The sequence below is a fragment of the Chryseobacterium ureilyticum genome (genome assembly GCF_900156735.1).
In the GTDB taxonomy this organism is placed as follows: Bacteria; Bacteroidota; Bacteroidia; order Flavobacteriales; family Weeksellaceae; genus Chryseobacterium; species Chryseobacterium ureilyticum.
In genome coordinates this window covers 96,044-114,819 of the sequence record NZ_FTOL01000005.1, presented here as the reverse complement: position 1 = coordinate 114,819, position 18,776 = coordinate 96,044, and the positions used below count along the sequence as shown (strand labels likewise).

Annotated in this window: 20 protein-coding genes and 1 tRNA gene; 15 read left to right on the top strand and 6 right to left on the bottom strand. The window is 31.5% G+C overall.

Features of this window, described 5'->3' with window-relative positions:
- Positions 1 to 54: 54 nt before the first annotated feature.
- Positions 55 to 324 carry a 30S ribosomal protein S15 gene (gene rpsO, locus BW983_RS15250; RefSeq protein WP_045494446.1) on the bottom strand — a complete coding sequence of 90 codons (270 nt, stop codon included), beginning with the start codon at positions 322 to 324 and terminating at the stop codon, positions 55 to 57.
- Positions 325 to 497: 173 nt separating this feature from the next.
- Here rpsO and BW983_RS15245 point away from each other — a divergent pair, with 173 nt between their 5' ends.
- From BW983_RS15245 to BW983_RS15230, 9 genes are all read left to right on the top strand, one after another.
- Entirely contained in the window at positions 498 to 1,046 is a 549-nt protein-coding gene (locus BW983_RS15245) for a pyruvate decarboxylase (protein WP_076552761.1), read from the top strand.
- 247 nt (positions 1,047 to 1,293) lie between these two features.
- Positions 1,294 to 1,437: a bacteriocin-like protein gene (locus BW983_RS24100; RefSeq protein ID WP_167370000.1), complete on the top strand. Its 144-nt coding sequence runs from the start codon at positions 1,294 to 1,296 to the stop codon at positions 1,435 to 1,437.
- A gap of 37 nt (positions 1,438 to 1,474) precedes the next feature.
- Entirely contained in the window at positions 1,475 to 1,615 is a 141-nt protein-coding gene (locus BW983_RS24095) for a bacteriocin-like protein (RefSeq protein WP_167369999.1), read from the top strand.
- Between the two features lie 35 nt (positions 1,616 to 1,650).
- On the top strand, positions 1,651 to 1,797 hold the full coding sequence (locus tag BW983_RS24090; protein WP_167369998.1) for a bacteriocin-like protein: 147 nt from the start codon (positions 1,651 to 1,653) through the stop codon (positions 1,795 to 1,797).
- A gap of 145 nt (positions 1,798 to 1,942) precedes the next feature.
- Positions 1,943 to 2,086, top strand: a complete 144-nt coding sequence (locus BW983_RS24085; protein ID WP_167369997.1) for a bacteriocin-like protein — start codon at positions 1,943 to 1,945, stop codon at positions 2,084 to 2,086.
- 31 nt (positions 2,087 to 2,117) lie between these two features.
- Complete coding sequence (locus BW983_RS24080; RefSeq protein WP_167369996.1) at positions 2,118 to 2,288, top strand: bacteriocin-like protein; 171 nt, start codon at positions 2,118 to 2,120, stop codon at positions 2,286 to 2,288.
- A gap of 158 nt (positions 2,289 to 2,446) precedes the next feature.
- Positions 2,447 to 3,769: a magnesium transporter gene (gene mgtE / locus BW983_RS15240; protein WP_065393646.1), complete on the top strand. Its 1,323-nt coding sequence runs from the start codon at positions 2,447 to 2,449 to the stop codon at positions 3,767 to 3,769.
- 26 nt (positions 3,770 to 3,795) lie between these two features.
- Positions 3,796 to 4,536, top strand: coding sequence for an ABC transporter substrate-binding protein (locus BW983_RS15235; protein WP_076552760.1), 741 nt, complete (start codon positions 3,796 to 3,798; stop codon positions 4,534 to 4,536).
- A 41-nt stretch (positions 4,537 to 4,577) separates the two neighbouring features.
- Positions 4,578 to 5,045, top strand: coding sequence for a cupin domain-containing protein (locus BW983_RS15230; protein ID WP_076552759.1), 468 nt, complete (start codon positions 4,578 to 4,580; stop codon positions 5,043 to 5,045).
- A 52-nt stretch (positions 5,046 to 5,097) separates the two neighbouring features.
- On the opposite strand, the gene BW983_RS15225 is transcribed toward BW983_RS15230, so the two are convergent.
- Together BW983_RS15225 and BW983_RS15220 are read right to left on the bottom strand one after the other, a co-directional pair.
- On the bottom strand, positions 5,098 to 5,547 hold the full coding sequence (locus BW983_RS15225) for a GAF domain-containing protein (RefSeq protein WP_065393643.1): 450 nt from the start codon (positions 5,545 to 5,547) through the stop codon (positions 5,098 to 5,100).
- Between the two features lie 12 nt (positions 5,548 to 5,559).
- Positions 5,560 to 6,987 carry a nicotinate-nucleotide adenylyltransferase gene (locus BW983_RS15220; protein ID WP_076552758.1) on the bottom strand — a complete coding sequence of 476 codons (1,428 nt, stop codon included), beginning with the start codon at positions 6,985 to 6,987 and terminating at the stop codon, positions 5,560 to 5,562.
- Positions 6,988 to 7,041: 54 nt separating this feature from the next.
- On the opposite strand from BW983_RS15220, the gene BW983_RS15215 reads away from it, so the two are divergent.
- The 5 genes from BW983_RS15215 (at position 7,042) to BW983_RS15195 (ending at position 14,575) form a co-directional block, all read left to right on the top strand.
- Entirely contained in the window at positions 7,042 to 7,809 is a 768-nt protein-coding gene (locus tag BW983_RS15215) for an MBL fold metallo-hydrolase (RefSeq protein WP_076552757.1), read from the top strand.
- Positions 7,810 to 7,901: 92 nt separating this feature from the next.
- Positions 7,902 to 7,981, top strand: a tRNA-Leu gene (locus tag BW983_RS15210).
- A 349-nt stretch (positions 7,982 to 8,330) separates the two neighbouring features.
- A complete protein-coding gene (locus BW983_RS15205; protein WP_076552756.1) occupies positions 8,331 to 12,206 on the top strand; it encodes a P-loop NTPase in 3,876 nt (1,291 codons plus the stop codon).
- A gap of 391 nt (positions 12,207 to 12,597) precedes the next feature.
- Complete coding sequence (locus BW983_RS15200; protein ID WP_076552755.1) at positions 12,598 to 13,926, top strand: AAA family ATPase; 1,329 nt, start codon at positions 12,598 to 12,600, stop codon at positions 13,924 to 13,926.
- A complete protein-coding gene (locus BW983_RS15195; RefSeq protein ID WP_076552754.1) occupies positions 13,919 to 14,575 on the top strand; it encodes an HNH endonuclease in 657 nt (218 codons plus the stop codon). The genes BW983_RS15200 and BW983_RS15195 overlap by 8 nt, the downstream gene beginning before the upstream one ends.
- A gap of 284 nt (positions 14,576 to 14,859) precedes the next feature.
- Here the strand turns inward: BW983_RS15195 and BW983_RS15190 are convergent, their stop codons facing one another.
- Positions 14,860 to 16,266 carry a hypothetical protein gene (locus BW983_RS15190; protein WP_084184511.1) on the bottom strand — a complete coding sequence of 469 codons (1,407 nt, stop codon included), beginning with the start codon at positions 16,264 to 16,266 and terminating at the stop codon, positions 14,860 to 14,862.
- Between the two features lie 328 nt (positions 16,267 to 16,594).
- Between BW983_RS15190 and BW983_RS15185 the strand changes: the two genes are divergently transcribed.
- Positions 16,595 to 16,933, top strand: coding sequence for a DUF3892 domain-containing protein (locus BW983_RS15185; protein ID WP_076552753.1), 339 nt, complete (start codon positions 16,595 to 16,597; stop codon positions 16,931 to 16,933).
- 37 nt (positions 16,934 to 16,970) lie between these two features.
- On the opposite strand, the gene BW983_RS24075 is transcribed toward BW983_RS15185, so the two are convergent.
- Entirely contained in the window at positions 16,971 to 17,129 is a 159-nt protein-coding gene (locus BW983_RS24075; protein ID WP_167369995.1) for a hypothetical protein, read from the bottom strand.
- Between the two features lie 47 nt (positions 17,130 to 17,176).
- Positions 17,177 to 18,121, bottom strand: coding sequence for a hypothetical protein (locus tag BW983_RS15180; protein WP_076552752.1), 945 nt, complete (start codon positions 18,119 to 18,121; stop codon positions 17,177 to 17,179).
- Positions 18,122 to 18,776 lie beyond the last annotated feature (655 nt).

Here is an 18,776-nt window from a genome sequence, read left to right as displayed (position 1 = left end):
CAACAAAAAAAGCAACCTCTTTCGAAGTTGCTTTATTTTGAAAATCTTTATAGATTATTTTCTTAGTCCTAATGCAGCAATAATTGCTCTATATCTTGCGATATCTTTTTTCTTAAGGTAATCTAGTAAACTTTTTCTCTTACCTACTAATTTCACTAGAGATCTCTCTGTGTTGAAATCATGACGGTTAGCCTTTAAGTGCTGAGATAAGTGATTAATTCTGAAAGTGAAAAGAGCGATTTGTCCTTCTGCGCTTCCTGTGTCCTGTGCAGATTTTCCGTGTTGTGCGAAAATTTCCTGCTTTTTGTCTGTTGTTAAGTACATTCCAATATTGTTTAATGATTATTATGTAACGGGTGCAAAATTACGACTATTTTTTGATTCTGCAAACATTATTGATTTCATATATCAAATTTGATAGAAAAAAATGTTAAAAATTTCTTAATAAATTTTACACAATTCGACGAAAAGGCAGTAATTTTGCATTCGAATTACAAATGAGAAAATTTATATTCTTTACAGCAGTTGCTACTTTTTTATTGGTTGGTTTTACTTCAGTAAAAGCACAGAGGAATTCCGACGATAAAATAAAAAAAGTTCTATACTTCAATCCTGAGGTAGAGCCTGATATTGACGAGATTAAAGAGCCTACCAACAATGCTTTCTTTGATGCTGTTTCAGACAATTTCAGTGGAAGAAGAAACAAAATGCTTCGCGCAGAAGTACAGGTTCCTTTTGATAGTATAGATAAAAAAACAATCACAGATTATTGTCTCAATAATGATGCTGACTTTGCCATTGTTTCTAAAGTTCGATATTTTAAAGTAGGACTTGGAAAATATGTCTTTTCAAATCAGGTTGTGGTAAGTATGAAGCTCTTTGATGCTGAAGGAAGTCTCATCACCGAAACAGATTATGATACATACCGAAAAAACATGCGCCTATTGGGTTCTACAGTCAATTCTATTAAAATAGGAACCGAAGGTGCTATAAAAGGTATTTTAAAACAACTCAGAAAGTTAAAACCTACAGAAGCTGAGCTCTAAACAACTCTTTTCCTTAGGTATTCATATAAAATTGTAAGCAGTCAATTTTATCCAACAAATTAATTATCAATGTTTCATTGGTAATTTTTTTTATCCATATCCTACATTGGTTAAAAGTATATCAAATTATAGTACAACAAAACAAAAACACTATACAAAATACTGATTTTCAATTAAATATTTTCACCAATTAATGAATAATACAAAATTATTTACTAATTTAGTATTACATTAAAATCTAAATCATATGAAAAATCTAAAGAAAATCAGTAGACAAGAAGCCAAGCAAATCAATGGTGGATTTGCTCCAAAATGTGGTGAAAACATTCCATGTACTATCGGATGGTGTTGTCAGGGAGTCTGCAAACCGCAAAGGTGTATGATCGATTAGTAAAAGTAATTGAGTACAATATTAAAATCTGTAGACTATGAAAAATCTAAAAAAAATCTCCAGAGAAAAAGCCAGCCAGATTAACGGTGGAAAAATGGACAGATGTAATGAATTCAATCCATGTACTGCAGGATGGTGCTGCAACGGAATCTGTTCACCATTCATCTGCATAGAATAAAAAAATTTCATCATTAAACATTAAAAACAAATCACATGAAAAATTTAAAGAAAATCAGCAGACAAGAGCAAAAAGAAATTAAAGGCAGTGGAATTATCAAAAGGTGTACTGAGCATTATCAATGTCCTGGAGGAGCATGCTGTCAAAATGTATGTGTTTTAAACCCATGTATATTGGATTAAATTATAAATAAAGATATAGCGGCTATTTTTCACAGCCGCTATATTATTTAAATAAAACACTGACTATCAAATAAATATTTTCACCAACTAATGAATAATTAGAAAATATTTTTTATTTTAGTATAACATTTAAATCTAAAAAACTATGAAAAATCTAAAGAAACTCAGCAGAGAAGCGGCAAAGCAAATTAAAGGAGCAGGTCCTCGAAAATGCAGCGATGATTCACAATGTATTTATGGAGCATGCTGTAGAGGTGTATGTATGGAGTTTGCTTGTTTTGAAGAATAAAATTAATTTCTAACTTTAAAAATCAATGACTATGAAAAATTCAAATTTCAAAAAACTGAACAGAGAGGAACAGAAAGAAATCAAAGGAAGTCTTCAAATCAAAAAATGTAGAAACAGCACACAATGTGATGCGGGTGAATGCTGTACAGGAGGAATGTGCCTTCCCTCACCTATTATAGAATGTGGACCTATTCTTGATTAAAGGATATTTTTTAAATTTAATTTTTAACATCCGTCCTGACGGGTGTTTTTTTATCTTCTTTTCTGACCTTTAAACTTTAATTAATCCTTAAATTTCCCAGTTTATTACTCAGTCTTAAAAATTTGAATTATTTTTGCATATCCAAAAAAATTCACGTTTTGAACTCTAGAGACGAACTTATCTTCAACCCTGCCGACATTGCCGAAACTCTCAGCGAACTTCATGCTGATGAGAGGCTACTCGCGTTCCTGAAGGTTCCTAAAGAGTACAAAGCAGAGGTTTTTTCACATCTTGATCCTGACTTTCAGGAAGATACCATCAGAAGTATCGGAAGCGATGAAGTTTCTGAGATTCTGAATGCCATGACTCCTGATGACAGAACAGCTTTATTTGAGGATTTTCCCGATGAGCTGATCAAGTATTCCATCAATCATCTTAATCCACAGGAGAGAAGAATTGCTTTAAAGCTTTTAGGTTATAACTCTGATTCCATCGCCCGTCTGATGACCCCTTATTATATCCAGATCCGTAAGGAGTGGACAGTAAAACGTTGTCTTCAGCAGATTAAGAAGGTTGGAAAAAAGGTGGAAACCATGAATTACTTGTATGTGGTAGATGAAAGAAACCGCCTGATTGATGACCTTGCTATCGGAACGTTATTACTGGAAGAAGAGGATACATTGGTCTCTGATATTACAGATAATCATTTTGTAGCGATTACTACAACGACTTCAAAAGAGGATGCTGTAACTTACTTCGAGAAATATGACCGTGGCGCTCTTCCTATTATAACGGAAGCAGGGGTTTTAGTTGGAATTGTAACAATCGATGACATCTTAGACCAGATTGAGCAACAAAACACCGAGGATATTCAGAAATTCGGGGGATTAGAAGCCTTGGATCTTCCGTATACTCAGACTTCCTGGACAGAGATGATCAAAAAGAGAGCAACCTGGCTGATCATTTTATTTATCTCTGAGATGCTTACCGCTTCAGCAATGGGATATTTTGATAAAGAAATTGAAAAAGCAGTAGTTCTAGCATTATTTGTTCCTTTAATTATTTCAAGTGGTGGAAACTCAGGTTCACAGGCTGCTACACTGATTATCCGTGCGATGGCACTTCAGGAAATCGGGCTTAAAGACTGGTGGTATGTCATGAGAAAAGAAATCATTTCGGGGATATGCCTTGGGCTTATTCTGGGAATTATTGGATTTGTGAGAATCATGCTGTGGCAGCAGGTAGGTCTTTTTGATTATGGACAATATTGGGTGTACGTAGGACTGAGTGTCTCTGTTTCCCTGATTGCCATTGTATTATGGGGGACTTTATCGGGATCTATGATTCCATTTGTTTTAAAGAAATTAAAACTTGACCCTGCTACGTCTTCTGCTCCATTTGTAGCAACATTGGTAGACGTTACAGGACTTATTATTTATTTTACGGTAGCCGGGCTTTTCTTAACCGGAAAACTTTTGTAATTTTAGGCATCAACTAAAATGCCGATATGAAAATCGTTTCACTTGTACCCTCTATTACTGAGGCTTTATTTGACTTGGGATTAACTGAAAATGAAGTAATCGGAAGAACGAAATTCTGTATCCATCCTGAGGATAAAGTAAAAAATATTGCTGTAATCGGGGGAACGAAAAATATTAATATTGAAAAGATTAAAGCTTTGCAACCAGATTTAATCCTTGCCAATAAAGAAGAAAACATTAAAGAACAGGTAGAAGCCTTAATGGATGACTTCAAAGTAATGGTAACCAATGTAGAAACCATTGAAGATAATTATTATCTGCTTAAAAATCTTGGAAAGCTTTTAGGGCAGGAAGAAAGAGCACAGCTATTCAATCTTAAAATCTACGAAATCCTTACTCTCTCAAAGCTTGAGACTCCTGTAAAAACAGCATATCTTATTTGGAACAAACCATACATGACTGTGGGTTCTGATACATTTATCCATAAAATTTTAACGGAAATAGGTTTTGAAAATATTTTTAAAGATAAAACCCGATACCCTGAAATCATTGCTGAAGACCTAGCTGAGGCTGACGTCATCATGCTTTCTTCGGAACCGTTTCCTTTTAAAGAAAAACATATTGAGGAACTAAGTGTTGTTTATCCAGACAAAAAAATCATGATTGTTGACGGAGAAGCTTTTTCCTGGTATGGGACGCATATTGCAAAATGTGAGAATTATTTTAAAGAACTTCTTGCGGAAATTCACTCAATGCAGCAAAGTTGATTTTTCAACCAACAACTTTAAACCTTAAATACTTACCTTATATGTCCGGAACTATTATATTATCTGAAGGAGAAGAATTTGATCATGTTATACAGGAAGTTTCGAAATATATTCATCTGTATGTTATGCCGTTTGGAAAGAAGGAACGAAGCCTCACCCGCATAGATAAACGTGAAAATATGTATGGTGGAAACGGAACTGTACATATGATACAAATGTTCGATCAGAAGGAACTCGCCAATAATCGCCTAGCTGCTTATATGGTTCTATTGAATAAAGGTGATGAATCCGGTTTCCATACGCACAACGAAAGGAACGAAGAAGAATTGTATGTTGTTGTACACGGAACAGGAGAATATCGAGAAAGAACAGGAACACAGGGATCTATCCGCAAAAAAATGCTCCAGAAAGGAGATATTACAGCTATAAGCTCTATAGGTTATCATTCTATTGAAAATACCGGAAATGAGCCTTTAATTATGTTTGTCATCACCACAAACAATCCATAAAACATAAAAAACTCCAGCCAAAAGCCGGAGTTTATATTATTTTCTGAGTGAATTACAAAACTTTGGAAACTTCATTACAAAGCCATTCCAATAATTCTCTGTCTTCGCTTGTAAAAGGATCAATAGTATGAGAATCTATATCAATCTGTCCGATGTTTTTTCCATCTTTAAAGATTGGAACAACAATTTCAGCTTTTGTATCGATTGAACAGCTTAAATAATTACTCTCTTCGTGTACATCAGGTACTACAAATGTTTCATTGGAAACAGCTACCTGACCGCAAATTCCTTTTCCGTAAGGGATAATGGTATGATCTGTAGGTGCTCCTACGTAAGGACCTAAGATTAATTCATCTTTGTCTCCATTTTTAAAATAGAATCCTGTCCAGTTAAAATAAGAGATCTCCTGATCTAGCAGATGGCAAACTTTCTCAAGTTTTTCTTCTGTATTATGTTTAGGACTTTCAAGAATAGAGGAAAGTCTTTTCTTTAATTCTGACATTGTATTATTTTTTTAAGAGAATTGTTTTAAAGGAAGTTCTTCTTTATATCCGAACATTCCACGCTCTTTGATCATTTCAGCAACACCATCCGGAACTTGAGTTTCCCAACCTGTGATGCAACATCCGATTTTTCTTAATATTTCTCTTGAATATATTTCTAAAAATTCAGGATTATAGTTTGTAATATCGACAATACGGTTGTTTCTTTTGAAATACTTGTACAGCTCTTTTAAGTTCTCCTCCACTTTAAGGTTGGATGAGTCTAATAACTGATGTGTTTCCGGATCTTTATAAGGATACAGATATACTCTCATTCCGTTTCTGAAGAACTTACCGAATGCTTCAAGGATTCCTCCGGATAAGTTTTTATAATATTTCTCATCAAATACCATCAATAAGTTATTTACACCCATTGCAACTCCGATATCTCCACTTGTGTAAGATGCAAAATAATCAATAAGTCTATAGTATTCTGAGAAGTTTGAAATAATAACGGTATATCCTAATTTACCTAAAATATCTACTCTATCCAGGAAATCTCTTTCGTCAATATCTCCATCAGCCCTAAGATTTGAAATAGTAATCTCAATAAGAACTTCTGTTTCGTCGTGGGTACAAATCGCGTCTTTAAAGAACATATCCATTCCGTTCTTAAGCATATCGATGTTCACCTTTGTTACAGGTCTGAAACTTCCTCTTACAGCAAAAATATTCTTTTTGTACAATACATCTGCCGGAAGCATATTACTCCCTTGAGAGTTGAAAATCACAGCATCAGTCATTCCGTTTTTCACTAACTGAAGTGACATCAACCTGTTATCTACATATTCAAAAGCAGGACCACTGAAATCAATCATATCGATTTCAAGGTTGTCTTTTGCAATATCATCGTACAATGATTCTACTAATGTTCTCGGATTGTCGAAATAATGAAAGGCTCCAAAAATAAGGTTTACCCCAAGATTCCCTAAAGTTTCCTGCTGTAAAGTGGCATCATTTTCTTTGAATTTCACATGGATTACGATTTCGTTGTAATTTTCATTTTCTTTGGTCTGAAAACGAATTCCTACCCAGCCGTGACCTCTTACAGTTTTGTCAAAGTTGATGGTAGTTACAGTATTGGCATAAGAAAAGAACTTTCTGTCAGGATTGTTGTCTCTTGAAATTCTTTCTTCGATCAAAGCCACTTCATAGCGAAGCATTTTGCGAAGTCTATTCTGAGTAACATACCTGTTCTTTACTTCTTTTCCGTAGATAGCATCACTAAAATCTTTGTCATAAGCAGACATTGCCTTAGCGATCGTACCGGAAGCCCCCCCTGCTCTAAAAAAGTGACGAACAGTCTCCTGCCCTGCTCCAATCTCTGCGAAAGTACCATAAATAGTAGGATCTAGATTAATTGTTAATGCTTTTTGTTTAGGAGTTAGTTTCTGATACATTAGGACATTAAATTTTTTGTAAATTTACCAAAATTAAACCAACCTCAAAACAAAATGAAGTTGAAATTTTTAGGAACCGGTACTTCCCAAGGTGTACCCGTTATAGGCTGTACATGTGAAGTGTGTATCTCCGAAAATCCCAAAGACAAACGCTTACGCTCTTCCGTGATGGTAACTACGGAGGAAAATAAAAAAATACTCATTGATTGTGGTCCGGATTTCAGGCAGCAAATGCTTACCAACCACGAGCATACCGTAGATATTGCGCTCATTACTCATGAACATAATGATCATGTAATTGGGTTGGATGACATGCGTCCGTTAATTTTTAAAAGTGGAAAAGACGTCCCGCTTTATTGTTATTCCAGGGTTGCACATGAGATTAAAAACCGTTTTCCTTACGCTTTTGCTGATGTGAGGTATCCCGGTGCGCCAGCTTTTGAATTACATGAGATTGAAAACAAGCCTTTTCATGTTTTGGATACTGAAATTACACCTATTGAAGTCATCCATTTTAAAATAAGCGTCTTCGGATATAAATTTAAAAACCTTGCCTACATTACTGATGCAGGTTTTATTTCTGACACAGAAAAGGAAAAACTAAAGAATCTGGATGTATTAATTTTAAATTGTATAAGAAAATTTGACCCACATCCGGCACATTTTATCCTTCCGGATGTTATTAAACTGTTTGAAGAGTTAAAACCTAAAAAATTATTTCTTACTCACATCAGCCATCATTTAGGATTGCATGATATTGAAGATAAGCAGCTTCCATCCGGAATACACCTTGCCTACGATGGTTTGGAGCTTATTTTTTAAAAAAAATCTTCAAAAAGCTTTTGAACATTGAAAAAAGTTCCTATATTTGCACACCAATTTGAAACAAACAACATGTTTGGAGTAAACATCAAGCCCAGGTGGCGGAATTGGTAGACGCGCTGGTCTCAAACACCAGTTCTTAGGAGTACCGGTTCGATCCCGGTCCTGGGTACAAAAAACCTCTGAAATCATTTGATTTTCAGAGGTTTTTACTTTTTAGGGTGGTCAAAAGGGTGGCTATTATTTTATACATAAAATGACCTTTATCCTTTTCTTTATGATTATATAAACTATCTCTTCAAATAAAAATTCAGTTATATTACAGATATTTCCAAGCTCCTATTAAAATCAAAGTGAATAAGCTTAGAATTTTACTGTAGACAAAGACCAATAAACTGATAAAGACATCTTTGAAATCAACTTAAGTTGATTTCAATTACGGATTCCCATAAAAAGATTATACAAAAATGATTTATTTTTGTGTAAATACTATATAAAATCAATACCAACTATTACTCACTATGAATACTCCACAAAAAGCACCGACTTTAAATAAGTTTACTGAAGAATTAGAAAACTTGTTAAAAAAAAGAATTGGAGGGTCAGTAAATTTTAGAGGTATCTACTATCAAATATTATATGCATCTTATTTAATACTTAACGAACTTAAAGAAACTTCTGAAAAATCAATAACAATGGAGGGCATTGAGGATATTGACTTAAATACCTCTCAAAATATTCTTAATGATCAGCTATATACTCAGGTTAAATCATCTGTCAATAAAATAGATTCTGGGAGTTTTTGGAATTTAGGAGTAATACAAAATTTCGCTGAAACTTTTGAAATTAACCCTAATAGTAAGTTTAAGCTAGTGTATAATATGGAAATTGCTAAAGGAAACCTTTACTCTTTAATACATAAAAAAGACGTATCTGATTTCTGGCAGACAAAATTCACAACATTAAAATACAATATTAACTATAATGATCTATTATCAAATATCTCATTTGAATATAAAACATCGACAGAATTGTTCAATGATATTCTGATTTCATTATTTAAGGATTGGGGAATAAACAAAGGAACTGAATTTCAATTTTTAAGATCATTATTTTACAATGTATTTATTTGGTCAAAAAATAGGATTACAGTAACTAATACTGATATCATTGCCCTATTTCAGGATATAAAAGACTCTTACTCTAAAGCACCTGTTAATAATGCGATATTAAATAATTGGATCTTCAAAGTTTCATATGATATTACTGAAAGTCATAATGCAGAAGATTTTTATGATGGAAAAGCAGCAAGACCCGCTCATATCAAATTAGGATTACCCGTAAAAAGAAAGATTTGGCAAAAAAAAGTTTATGATAGCGTATTTGAATCAGATGTTACTGTGATTAGATCTTCAAGCGGACAAGGAAAATCTACCTTAGCATGGCAAACGGGATATGATCTAAAAGAAAAAAACAATTATTCTATCTATGAATTACGAAGCTGTAAGGACTACAATGAAGCTAATTCTATTGCTGAATTTTTGGAATCCCGAATTCTAATTGGTGAAAAGCCTCTATTAATTATAGATGGATTAAATACTTTAGTAGAATCGTGGTTTGAAATAGTTTCGACAACAAGGGATATTCCTGTAAAATATCTACTTACGACTAGACAAGAAGATTGGTTTAGATTTGGTGCTGACATTTCACGAATTAACCTAACTACCGTTGATATATCACTATCAATGGCTGAAGCTAGAGAAATGTTTGAAGAATTAAAAAGAAAAAAGAAAATACATCCGGATATTCAAAAATGGCAACCTGTGTGGGAACAGATTCATCCAAAAGGACTACTGATTGAATATACATATCTTCTCACAAGAGGTCAAATGATCGAAGAGCGACTTTCAGCACAAATAAACTATCTAGCAAATTCAGGAGCAAAGTTAGAAATATTACGAATGATTTCTCTTGCGGATTGTTTAAATATTAAATTAAAAACAACAAAATTAATTGGTTATGTAAAAACGGAAATAGGATTCGAACAGGACCGAGGTGAGTTATTAAATGAATTGGAAAAAGAATATTTCCTAAATTTTGATGGTCATTTTGTAGAAGGCTTACATCCTGTTCGATCTCAACATCTAAAAGATTTATTGCACAAAAATATACCTGTAGAGGAATCTCTTAAAAACCTGTTTAAGATTATTACTGATGATTATAAACAGGATTTCTTTAATAATATTCCTTTTCTGCTTGATCAAAACTATAAGAACGAATTTTACGAAACATTAGCAGAAATAGTTTCGGAAGACTCATTAGAAAATATTGTAGTCGCTGTTGATGGTATTATGCACGCTGAACCGCATCGATATTTGAATGAAAACAGATTAGAATTTGATGAAGCATATAATATAGGAGGTATAGAATTATTTTCTGTAACCTCTACTCCTTTCTCTGAACTGAATACCTTGGAAGAAATGTCAAATATTCTTGGTGAGCAAGGAGCTAATTTTAGACGATTAGCAGATTTAAAGAAAAGATTACCTAAATATCAATTTGAAAATTCTGACGTGGTCATATTTGCAAACGCTTTAAAATTAAATTTGCAAAAACGTTCTTCAGCTATTATTTCTTATAAAGGTCTTGGCTTTTTGGTAAAATGGTTTAGCCATTTAAAAATAGTCTTTAATATTCCGTCAATAAACAACAATATCAGTATCGATGAGCTAATAAAAATGGATTTTAGTGAAGCGAAAGAATTGATGTCTTTTTTACAATTAACCGATCCTGTTGAATATAATGATTTCATAATAAAAAGTAAAGAGACACTCTTCAGTTATCTTAAAGTCAATACTAATTCTATTATTATAGAGGATTCCGGGAATAAAATTAATATTAAATATCTTCTATTTGATCAAGATTCAAAACACGCCAATAATTTGAGTGTATCAAGGATTGAAGATGTTTTTGAATTCTTTCCATTCTATGAACAGTATTGTACTGAGGGAATAATGTTCCCGTTTCCTTCCGAAGAAATGACTACTACAGTTAGAAATGATGCCCGTAAACAAATGACTCCGGCTTCAATTGGGAATTCTTTTGATATTCATCTAAACCAGATCTGGTATAATGAAATACAGAAAATATATTTAGACTCTTCTGCTTACAGTTGGCAAGAGAGAATAATAAACATTAGAAAATTAGCTTTGGAGTGGGTTAAAATTGTTACAAGGATGATTGACGGATTATTAGAAGGCAACAAGAATAAGATCCAAAAAAATTTCACAGAACTACAACAGAAAGGAGAACTTCTTAACAACACTATAAAGCTTAAGAAAAAATATCCAGTTTATAAAAAATATAATGAAAAGAATAATGCTGTTGAAGGCGAAAAAGAAATAGATTCATGGATTAGTTCTTTCTCAAACATCAACAGTCAAATATTCAACATTTTTCTTCCAAAAAAAGAACAAGACAGAAGATTGGCATTAATTAATTTTAAAGGTGTTTATTTTGACCTAGAAGTACTGCAAAATGCATTTAGAATTATTGAAAATAAAACAATTGCTTATTTTGACTCCGAGAACATTTGCTTAGAAGAAAATATACATTATGAAAGACTTTATGCTTCTATTTTATATTATTTATCACAAATCCCGCTAGAAGATAAAATGCCTGTTCCAGTTGGGAGAAAGGCTGTTGAAGAATGGTGGATGAAGGCTAAAAACGCTAAGCTTGATGATCTCAATCATTCTCTAACAATAATTGAGGCTAGTTCGGATTTTAAATTCAATTATCCTAATGGAATAGAAGAAACTGACACCATTACTTATTTGACAATTGGAATAATCGATTTTGATTTTTCTGATACTCAGAGCTTGGAAAGTTTATTATTCTCATTAGGTATTTTGAGAGATTTGGATTATCAATTTATTACGATTATCAGTGTAAAAGATAATATAGCAGTTAGTGGCTTTAGAATAAATAAAGAACTCATTAAGGCTTATGATGACTTAATAACAGGCGCTGAAAATATTGATATCAATTTTCCGGCACTTCCTGTTGCAATTGAAGAAAAAATAATAAAATATTTGCCTGGAGTTTTGCTTCCGGAAAAATCTGTGAACGGCGATCTAGATAAGAAATTTGAAATTTTGATTACACTATGGAAGTTATCAGAATTTAAAAGACATCTAAACAAAAATTCCTCTATTGAAATGAAATGGTTGAAAGATCTTAACGTAGAGTCGGAAATTAGAAACAGTTTAAATTCTTTAAACATCTCATCCCAAAGCTTTACCAAATTCGTTGAAAGAGGCTTAGAACCAAACCATATTTATGAAGTTGAAAGCATAACTAACGAATTATATAAACAAATTACTTCGCATGCATAATTAAAATTTAAAAGGTTCTAAATACAACGTGAAACTAACTATTTTCAAATTCAATAAAAAATGATTAAAAGTTATCTCTAGAAACTAAAGAAGAAAGCTACAAAGATTTGCATCAACAAGATTTAACCCAACCGTGGTTTTAAAGAAAAAAATAAGAGCAATATCTAGTTAGAACTTTCTAAATTTTCAGGAGTTTTGCTTTAATCAATAAATGTGTTTAAAAGCAATCGTATAATCAAAATGAAGAAAATTTAACAATAGAAATATATTTTAATTATTTGGCATAGTATATAAATAATTAGCATTATTAATATTCAGTTCCTTAATTGGATACGAATATTAAATTGAGTAACATTGTATTTTTGAACATTAACCATGAAATATCAAATTTATGATTATAAGTTATACTAAACGAAGTAAAACATATCAATTTTGTAAGCCATCCACTGATTCCAAAAATGTTTATACAATAATCGTAGGAAAAAATGGAAGCGGAAAGAGTCGCTTGTTAAATGAGATAATAAGCAATTTTATTCCATCTGATCTTACCAAAAAAATATCTAGGGCAAAAGACGGTTTTTTAATGCGTTCATCCGAGCCAACTAAAGTTATAGCTGTGTCAACTAGCCCTTATGATAAATTTCCATTGACGCGTTCGCTGTACGGTATACGATTCCCCGAAGGTATTTATTCTTACATCGGAATAAGAGAGATTCGTTCATCAGATTTTTCTTTAGGTTTTATTTCTAAAATTATAAAAGAACTTTTGCACGTTAGATTAGGGAATCCAGAGCAGTTTCATAAGATTATAGAAGTACTGGGTTACTTGGGTTATTCTGGAGAGTTACAAGTTAAATTTGAAGCTATTATATCATCTGTACAAATTCGCCGGTTTTTAGATAGTCAAAAAACTGAAGATGACTTTAGATATATCTTTTTCAAGAACAATGGGGGACGTGTAAATTCAGGTTTTTTTGAAATAGGAGAAAAACTGGACTTTGAAAAACTAGAATATTTACAGAAAATATTTAGGAGATATGATTTTTCCAAATACATGCGATCTCCAACAGTTACGATCAATGCTGATTCTATTGAATTACAAATGGATTTAGAGGACTTATTATTTATGCTTGAAGCTGGTATACTTCGATTGAAAGATGTTTATATAAGGAAAATTGAAAACAATAAAATTTATCCTATCAATGAAGCTAGTTCCGGAGAGCAATGTATATTCAATACTTTTTTAGGAATCGCCTGCAAAATTACTGACAATAGTTTAATTGTCATTGATGAACCTGAAATTTCTTTGCATCCCGCTTGGCAAGAACGATATATAACACTTCTAATGGATACTTTCCAACATTATAAAGGTTGTCATTTTATCATTGCGACGCACTCTCCACAATTGGTATCTAAATTATCCAATGAGAATTGTTATGTTTTGAAGATGGATGAGGGTGAGTTGATGGATGGAGAGTTAATAGCAAACAATTCAGCAGATTTTCAGCTCGCAAATGTTTTTAATACCCCTGGCTTTAAAAACGAGTATTTAGGTAGGATAGCCTTTTCTATTATTTCTAAAGTGGGTAAAACTAATAAGTTTGACAGTGAGGATCTAGAGAATTTCACAATTATCCAATCTCAGATCAAGAATATGCAGCATAATGATCCCATCAGAAAATTATTTGATTTAATTAAAGACTTAAAAAGAAATGCCTGATATCGATCAACCAATAGTTTATACTCCAGCAATCAAAAAACGTATTTTAGATTTTCTTAGTAAGTCTGATTTAAAAAGTTCAGATTGGTCTGATGATGACATAAAAGATATCCGGAAGTTCATTCGTGATTATTATAGAAATATAACAAGAAAATGTTTTTATTGCAGAAAGGAGATTTCGCTTCGATCTGTAGATAACTGTCATGTAGAGCATATAATCCCCAAAAGTGAACAAATACAATTTATGTTTGAACCAAGAAATCTTTGTGTTGTATGTAGTGATTGTAACATTATAAAAAGCAAAAAAGAAGTTTCCGGCCAAATTGAGACAGTGACAAAAAATGGAAAACTCTATACAATGTATCCTAGATCATCAAATGCATTTATAGTTGTTCATCCACATTTTGATAATTATGATGATCATATTCATCACTGTGGTGATATTTATATCTCAAAGTCGAAAAAAGGATCATACACAATCCATATTTGTGAACTTAACAGAAAAGTACATGAATATGGAATGGATTCAAACCCTTTAACACAATCTGAATTATTTGATATTTTTCATGATATAATGAATTCGGATGATGTAGTACAACAATCTAAATATATGAACAAATTAAGGGAACATTTTATTAAAGCGGGATAAATAAATTTGGATCATAGTTATTTTTGTATGGAGACATAATGTCACTTTTCAAAGCAAATGAGAATAATCAGAGTAAATGCGATTTTTTTCAAAGAAAACGAGAATGAAATTTTCTAAAAATGCTACATATAAGAATGTATAATCTATTTTAGTACATTTTCTTAAACCCGCTTCAAGAAAATGTACTTAAAAAAATTACATTTGAAAATGTATTTTTAGTAGGATTCACCCATTGGTAACTTATTCAAATGAAATTTGATTACTGGCAAATATCACTTTTTATATTAGTCTTCAGAATCTTTTTTTTCTAAATTATAAATATCTTCTTCCCAATGTGGTTGATTGAATTTATCAATTGAATCAGCTAAAAGTAAATGATTTTTAAGATTAGGATCAACACTTTTTTTATAAAAACAGGCTGTTTCAGCCCAATCAAAATTATTACTAGTTGCAAGTAATTGAATGTTATTACAGAATATGGCCTGAATGTCTTTATCTTTATAATCAAAGTTTTGTATTGTATTTTGTATCTTTAGAAATCTTTTCCTTTCAACATAAGGTCCATCTAAGTTTTCATAACCAATATGTATAATTCCAGGATTATCTGATGGTATTTGATTAACTGCTTTTACGAGAAGACGTTTTATATCTTTAGCCTTCATGTCAATTGAATGATCTGAGATATTTGTCCACTTCATAATACAGGCATTCTTTATTTTATTTACATAAATATTCAGAACATCCATATCTTTGTTCGTTCCTAATTTATACAGCTCGTCATATCCTAAAGCCGTTACATAATTTCCACCGCTTATATATTCACCTATTAAAGCTTCAATTATTTCTGGGGAATTGTTTCTAATATTTTTATCTTCTAAATTTTTATTAATAGAGCTAATATCTAATGTTTTTATTATAACCTCTATCTGAGAAGTTTTACTTTCCATAATCTTACCAGATTCCTTTGCTTTTAAGCAGTCTATAAAAGTATCAACTAGGATATTTTCATCTGTATCTGCAACTGGGACCTTAAATGTAATGTCAATATAATATGATAATTTTTGATAATTAAGTAATTCAGATAGTTTTATTGATCTTTTTTGCCATTCTAATCTTTCGTTTTCTGAATAATCAGATACTTTTTGCATTCTTTTACATTCTACCCAATACTGTTTTCCATTTTTTCTTATTTGTAGATCTGGAGATTTATAAAAAATACTTTCTGGTATAAAACAAACTTTCCAACCATTCTTACAATATAAATTTGCAACTGCTAGTTCAAAAAAAATAGCATCAGGTTGGTTTTTCTTTTCATTTAGTAATTCATCAATTTTAGTTTCTATCCCATCGATATCAAGAAGAGTCGAAAGATTTTTCCCAATCATTGAAAAGAAAGGAAATATCCTTGCTGATTGTAAAGTATCACCACAAGAGGGACGATAAAATATACTTTCTACTAAATACATATACCAGGCTATCCAATCTTCATATACTGCTATTGGTAATATTGCCTTTTTTTCATCTGTCTTAATTTCTTTGGTTCCATATTGAATACTTTCTACATTATGAAAATATGAAATAACCTTTGCCCTTCTTTCTGTCCATTTTGTGTCACCCATTCTTGAGATAAAAAAGATTAAAGCTTTCTTTGCGTCAATAGCCCATTCTTCGTTAGCGTATATATTTAGCATATTAATTAATCTAGTTATTGTTTATGATACTTTAAATATGGAAATAAATCAGTCATTCCCCAAATAAATAGGAGAAAATATAATAAATATGTTTTAATAAGATATGCTAGAATAATACTAATTTTTTTTAGAAATTATATAAATCATTGAGAGCTCAATTTGAATATATTTTTAATAGAATGGCATATTGAATATTTATTATGTCAAAGTGTCAGTATTAAAAAGACTTTATTGATGAATGTTTTAAACTCATACTTCTTTTTTAGTATAACAAATTTTAATTGCATACTATTTGTTATTTCTTTAATAAATTAAAATAAATAAAATTATGAGAAATTATGTAATTTCAGGTGTATGGAGAGATTTTACAGGCACAATTACAGATTATGCTGTTCATGCTGTGACTAACATTAACCCTCCACACTTTAGCTTTGATCAAGCTACTAAATATTCTAAAGCAGACGCTATTGCTCTATTTGATAATCCACGAATTTCTGTATGGACAGTAATTTGGAATTACACAACTAAAGCTTGGCATTCTGAAAGTGAAGTCAGTGTAATAGGTCATGGTATAGATAGATATTTACGGAGTAGTCCGAATGGAATTATCCAGGATAATTTAGAACATTTAATTGATTACGGGAGTATTACGAATGGGTTTTATTAAAAAAGCTGTCTCAAAAAAGAGGCAGCTTTATGATGTTTTAGAATTTTATTTCTCCTGACATTGCAGTTTCTTGAAGATAAATCTCATATTTCTTTTTATCAAACAATATTGAAATTACATATCCATTATCAGTAAACACCCATTCTTGAATTTCCATATACATTCCTGCAATCCGTAAAAGAAAAATATCTAACATGAATTTTTTAAAAATCACAGTTTAGCCGAAGGCAAGAATCTTTATTGTTACAAGCCTAGTAATGCAAGAAAATCGGTCAACTTTATAGCCTTACCGTCAAAACCACACTTATTGAAAGAATCAATTATACTTTGATCTTCTGTTACTAAAACAACATCCTCACCCTGTGGATTATAAAGAGTTCCAAATATTAAAGAAATATCTAGGATAGTATTCCAGCGTTTATCTTTCAAATCACTAATTGCAATAACTCCGTTTCCGATGTTGTCCAATAATAATTCATTCATTACAAGAGCCGGACAAAAATCCTTCATGAACTTAACAACCGTTCGAAAAAAACCTTCATCCTTTTGATAGGTTTCCTTTGCATTAAAATATGCTCGATCAATCATACTTTGTGCAACTAAAAATGACAATTCCCCTTTTCTCAAACTATCCAAAAATTTTCGCCTTTGTTCTTTCTTGACTTTGCCTTCAAAGTAAGCCCAATCCACATTTCCTTCATTGATAGATTTGATGTAGTTTTCATAGTTTTGTCTAATCATCTCTTTTTCAAAATCTAATTGATCACCAACCGCTTCAATGGCATCATCAATATTATCTTCAGATGAAATCGGATAATTTCCTACCAGTTTTTGTGCTAATGTTATTGCTTCGGAATACATTTCTAAAAAATCTTCTTCTTTACCGAACAGATAGTTCCCTAGAATTACATCCATTGGTGGCGTAAATTTAACATGTAATTTATTGTTTGCTTTTTCCGTAGATAAATTAACTAATAGTGTCAAACCTTTTCTACATTCATCTTTTTCAATTGGATGAGCATCATTATAATGATTTATAAGTTCCATTGCTGGAATAATAGGAAATGTTATAATTATTGATTTAGCTTTAGCTGCGTCGATTATTTCTTTTTGTAATGCCTCAATTTCCTCTGGGGTTTTATCTCTAATCAAGTTTCGATAAATGTTTGTATCTAGTATAATTCTCATAGTATATTACTTGTTTTGTTAATTCTAAAATTACAAAATATTATTTTATAACGAGCATACAATGAAAGTATTAAATAAATGGAGAACACGTATCTTTTACGAATTTACCCAACTTGCGAAAGAAGAACAATATCACTTGGCATTTACTTAAGAATTATTAGTACTCCAAACAAAAATTACCTAAAATTTGTACTGAATAAGTGTTGATGAAGCCGAAAATTTAGTTAAGATCAGAGCTATCATCTGAATTTAGATAACAGAAAATCACTTTATCCCTTAAATCATTCGTAACTTTTTTTAATTCAGGTTTAAATAATGGCTTAATATCTTTAATTTAAAAAAAACTCTTACAGCAATATAATCGTAACAATCTAATTTATTTTCAGTTAAGGTTTAGATATGTTTTGTTTAAGATTGACAACTGGGCGTTTTAAAAGTAGCTCTATCATTAATTATAAAGGATAAATTTTGAACAAAGAAACAACGAATGACAAGCGTTTTGAAAAAACGAGCAGTCTGAGGAAGTGACAACTGAAAAATTTACAAACAAATACTTGTCACCCGTTAAAAATTTGTTTTTTGAAAAAATAATAATAAAATCTGAACGGCTTAACAGCAGGATTTATATGGATTTGTAACTGAGATGCCACCCTAG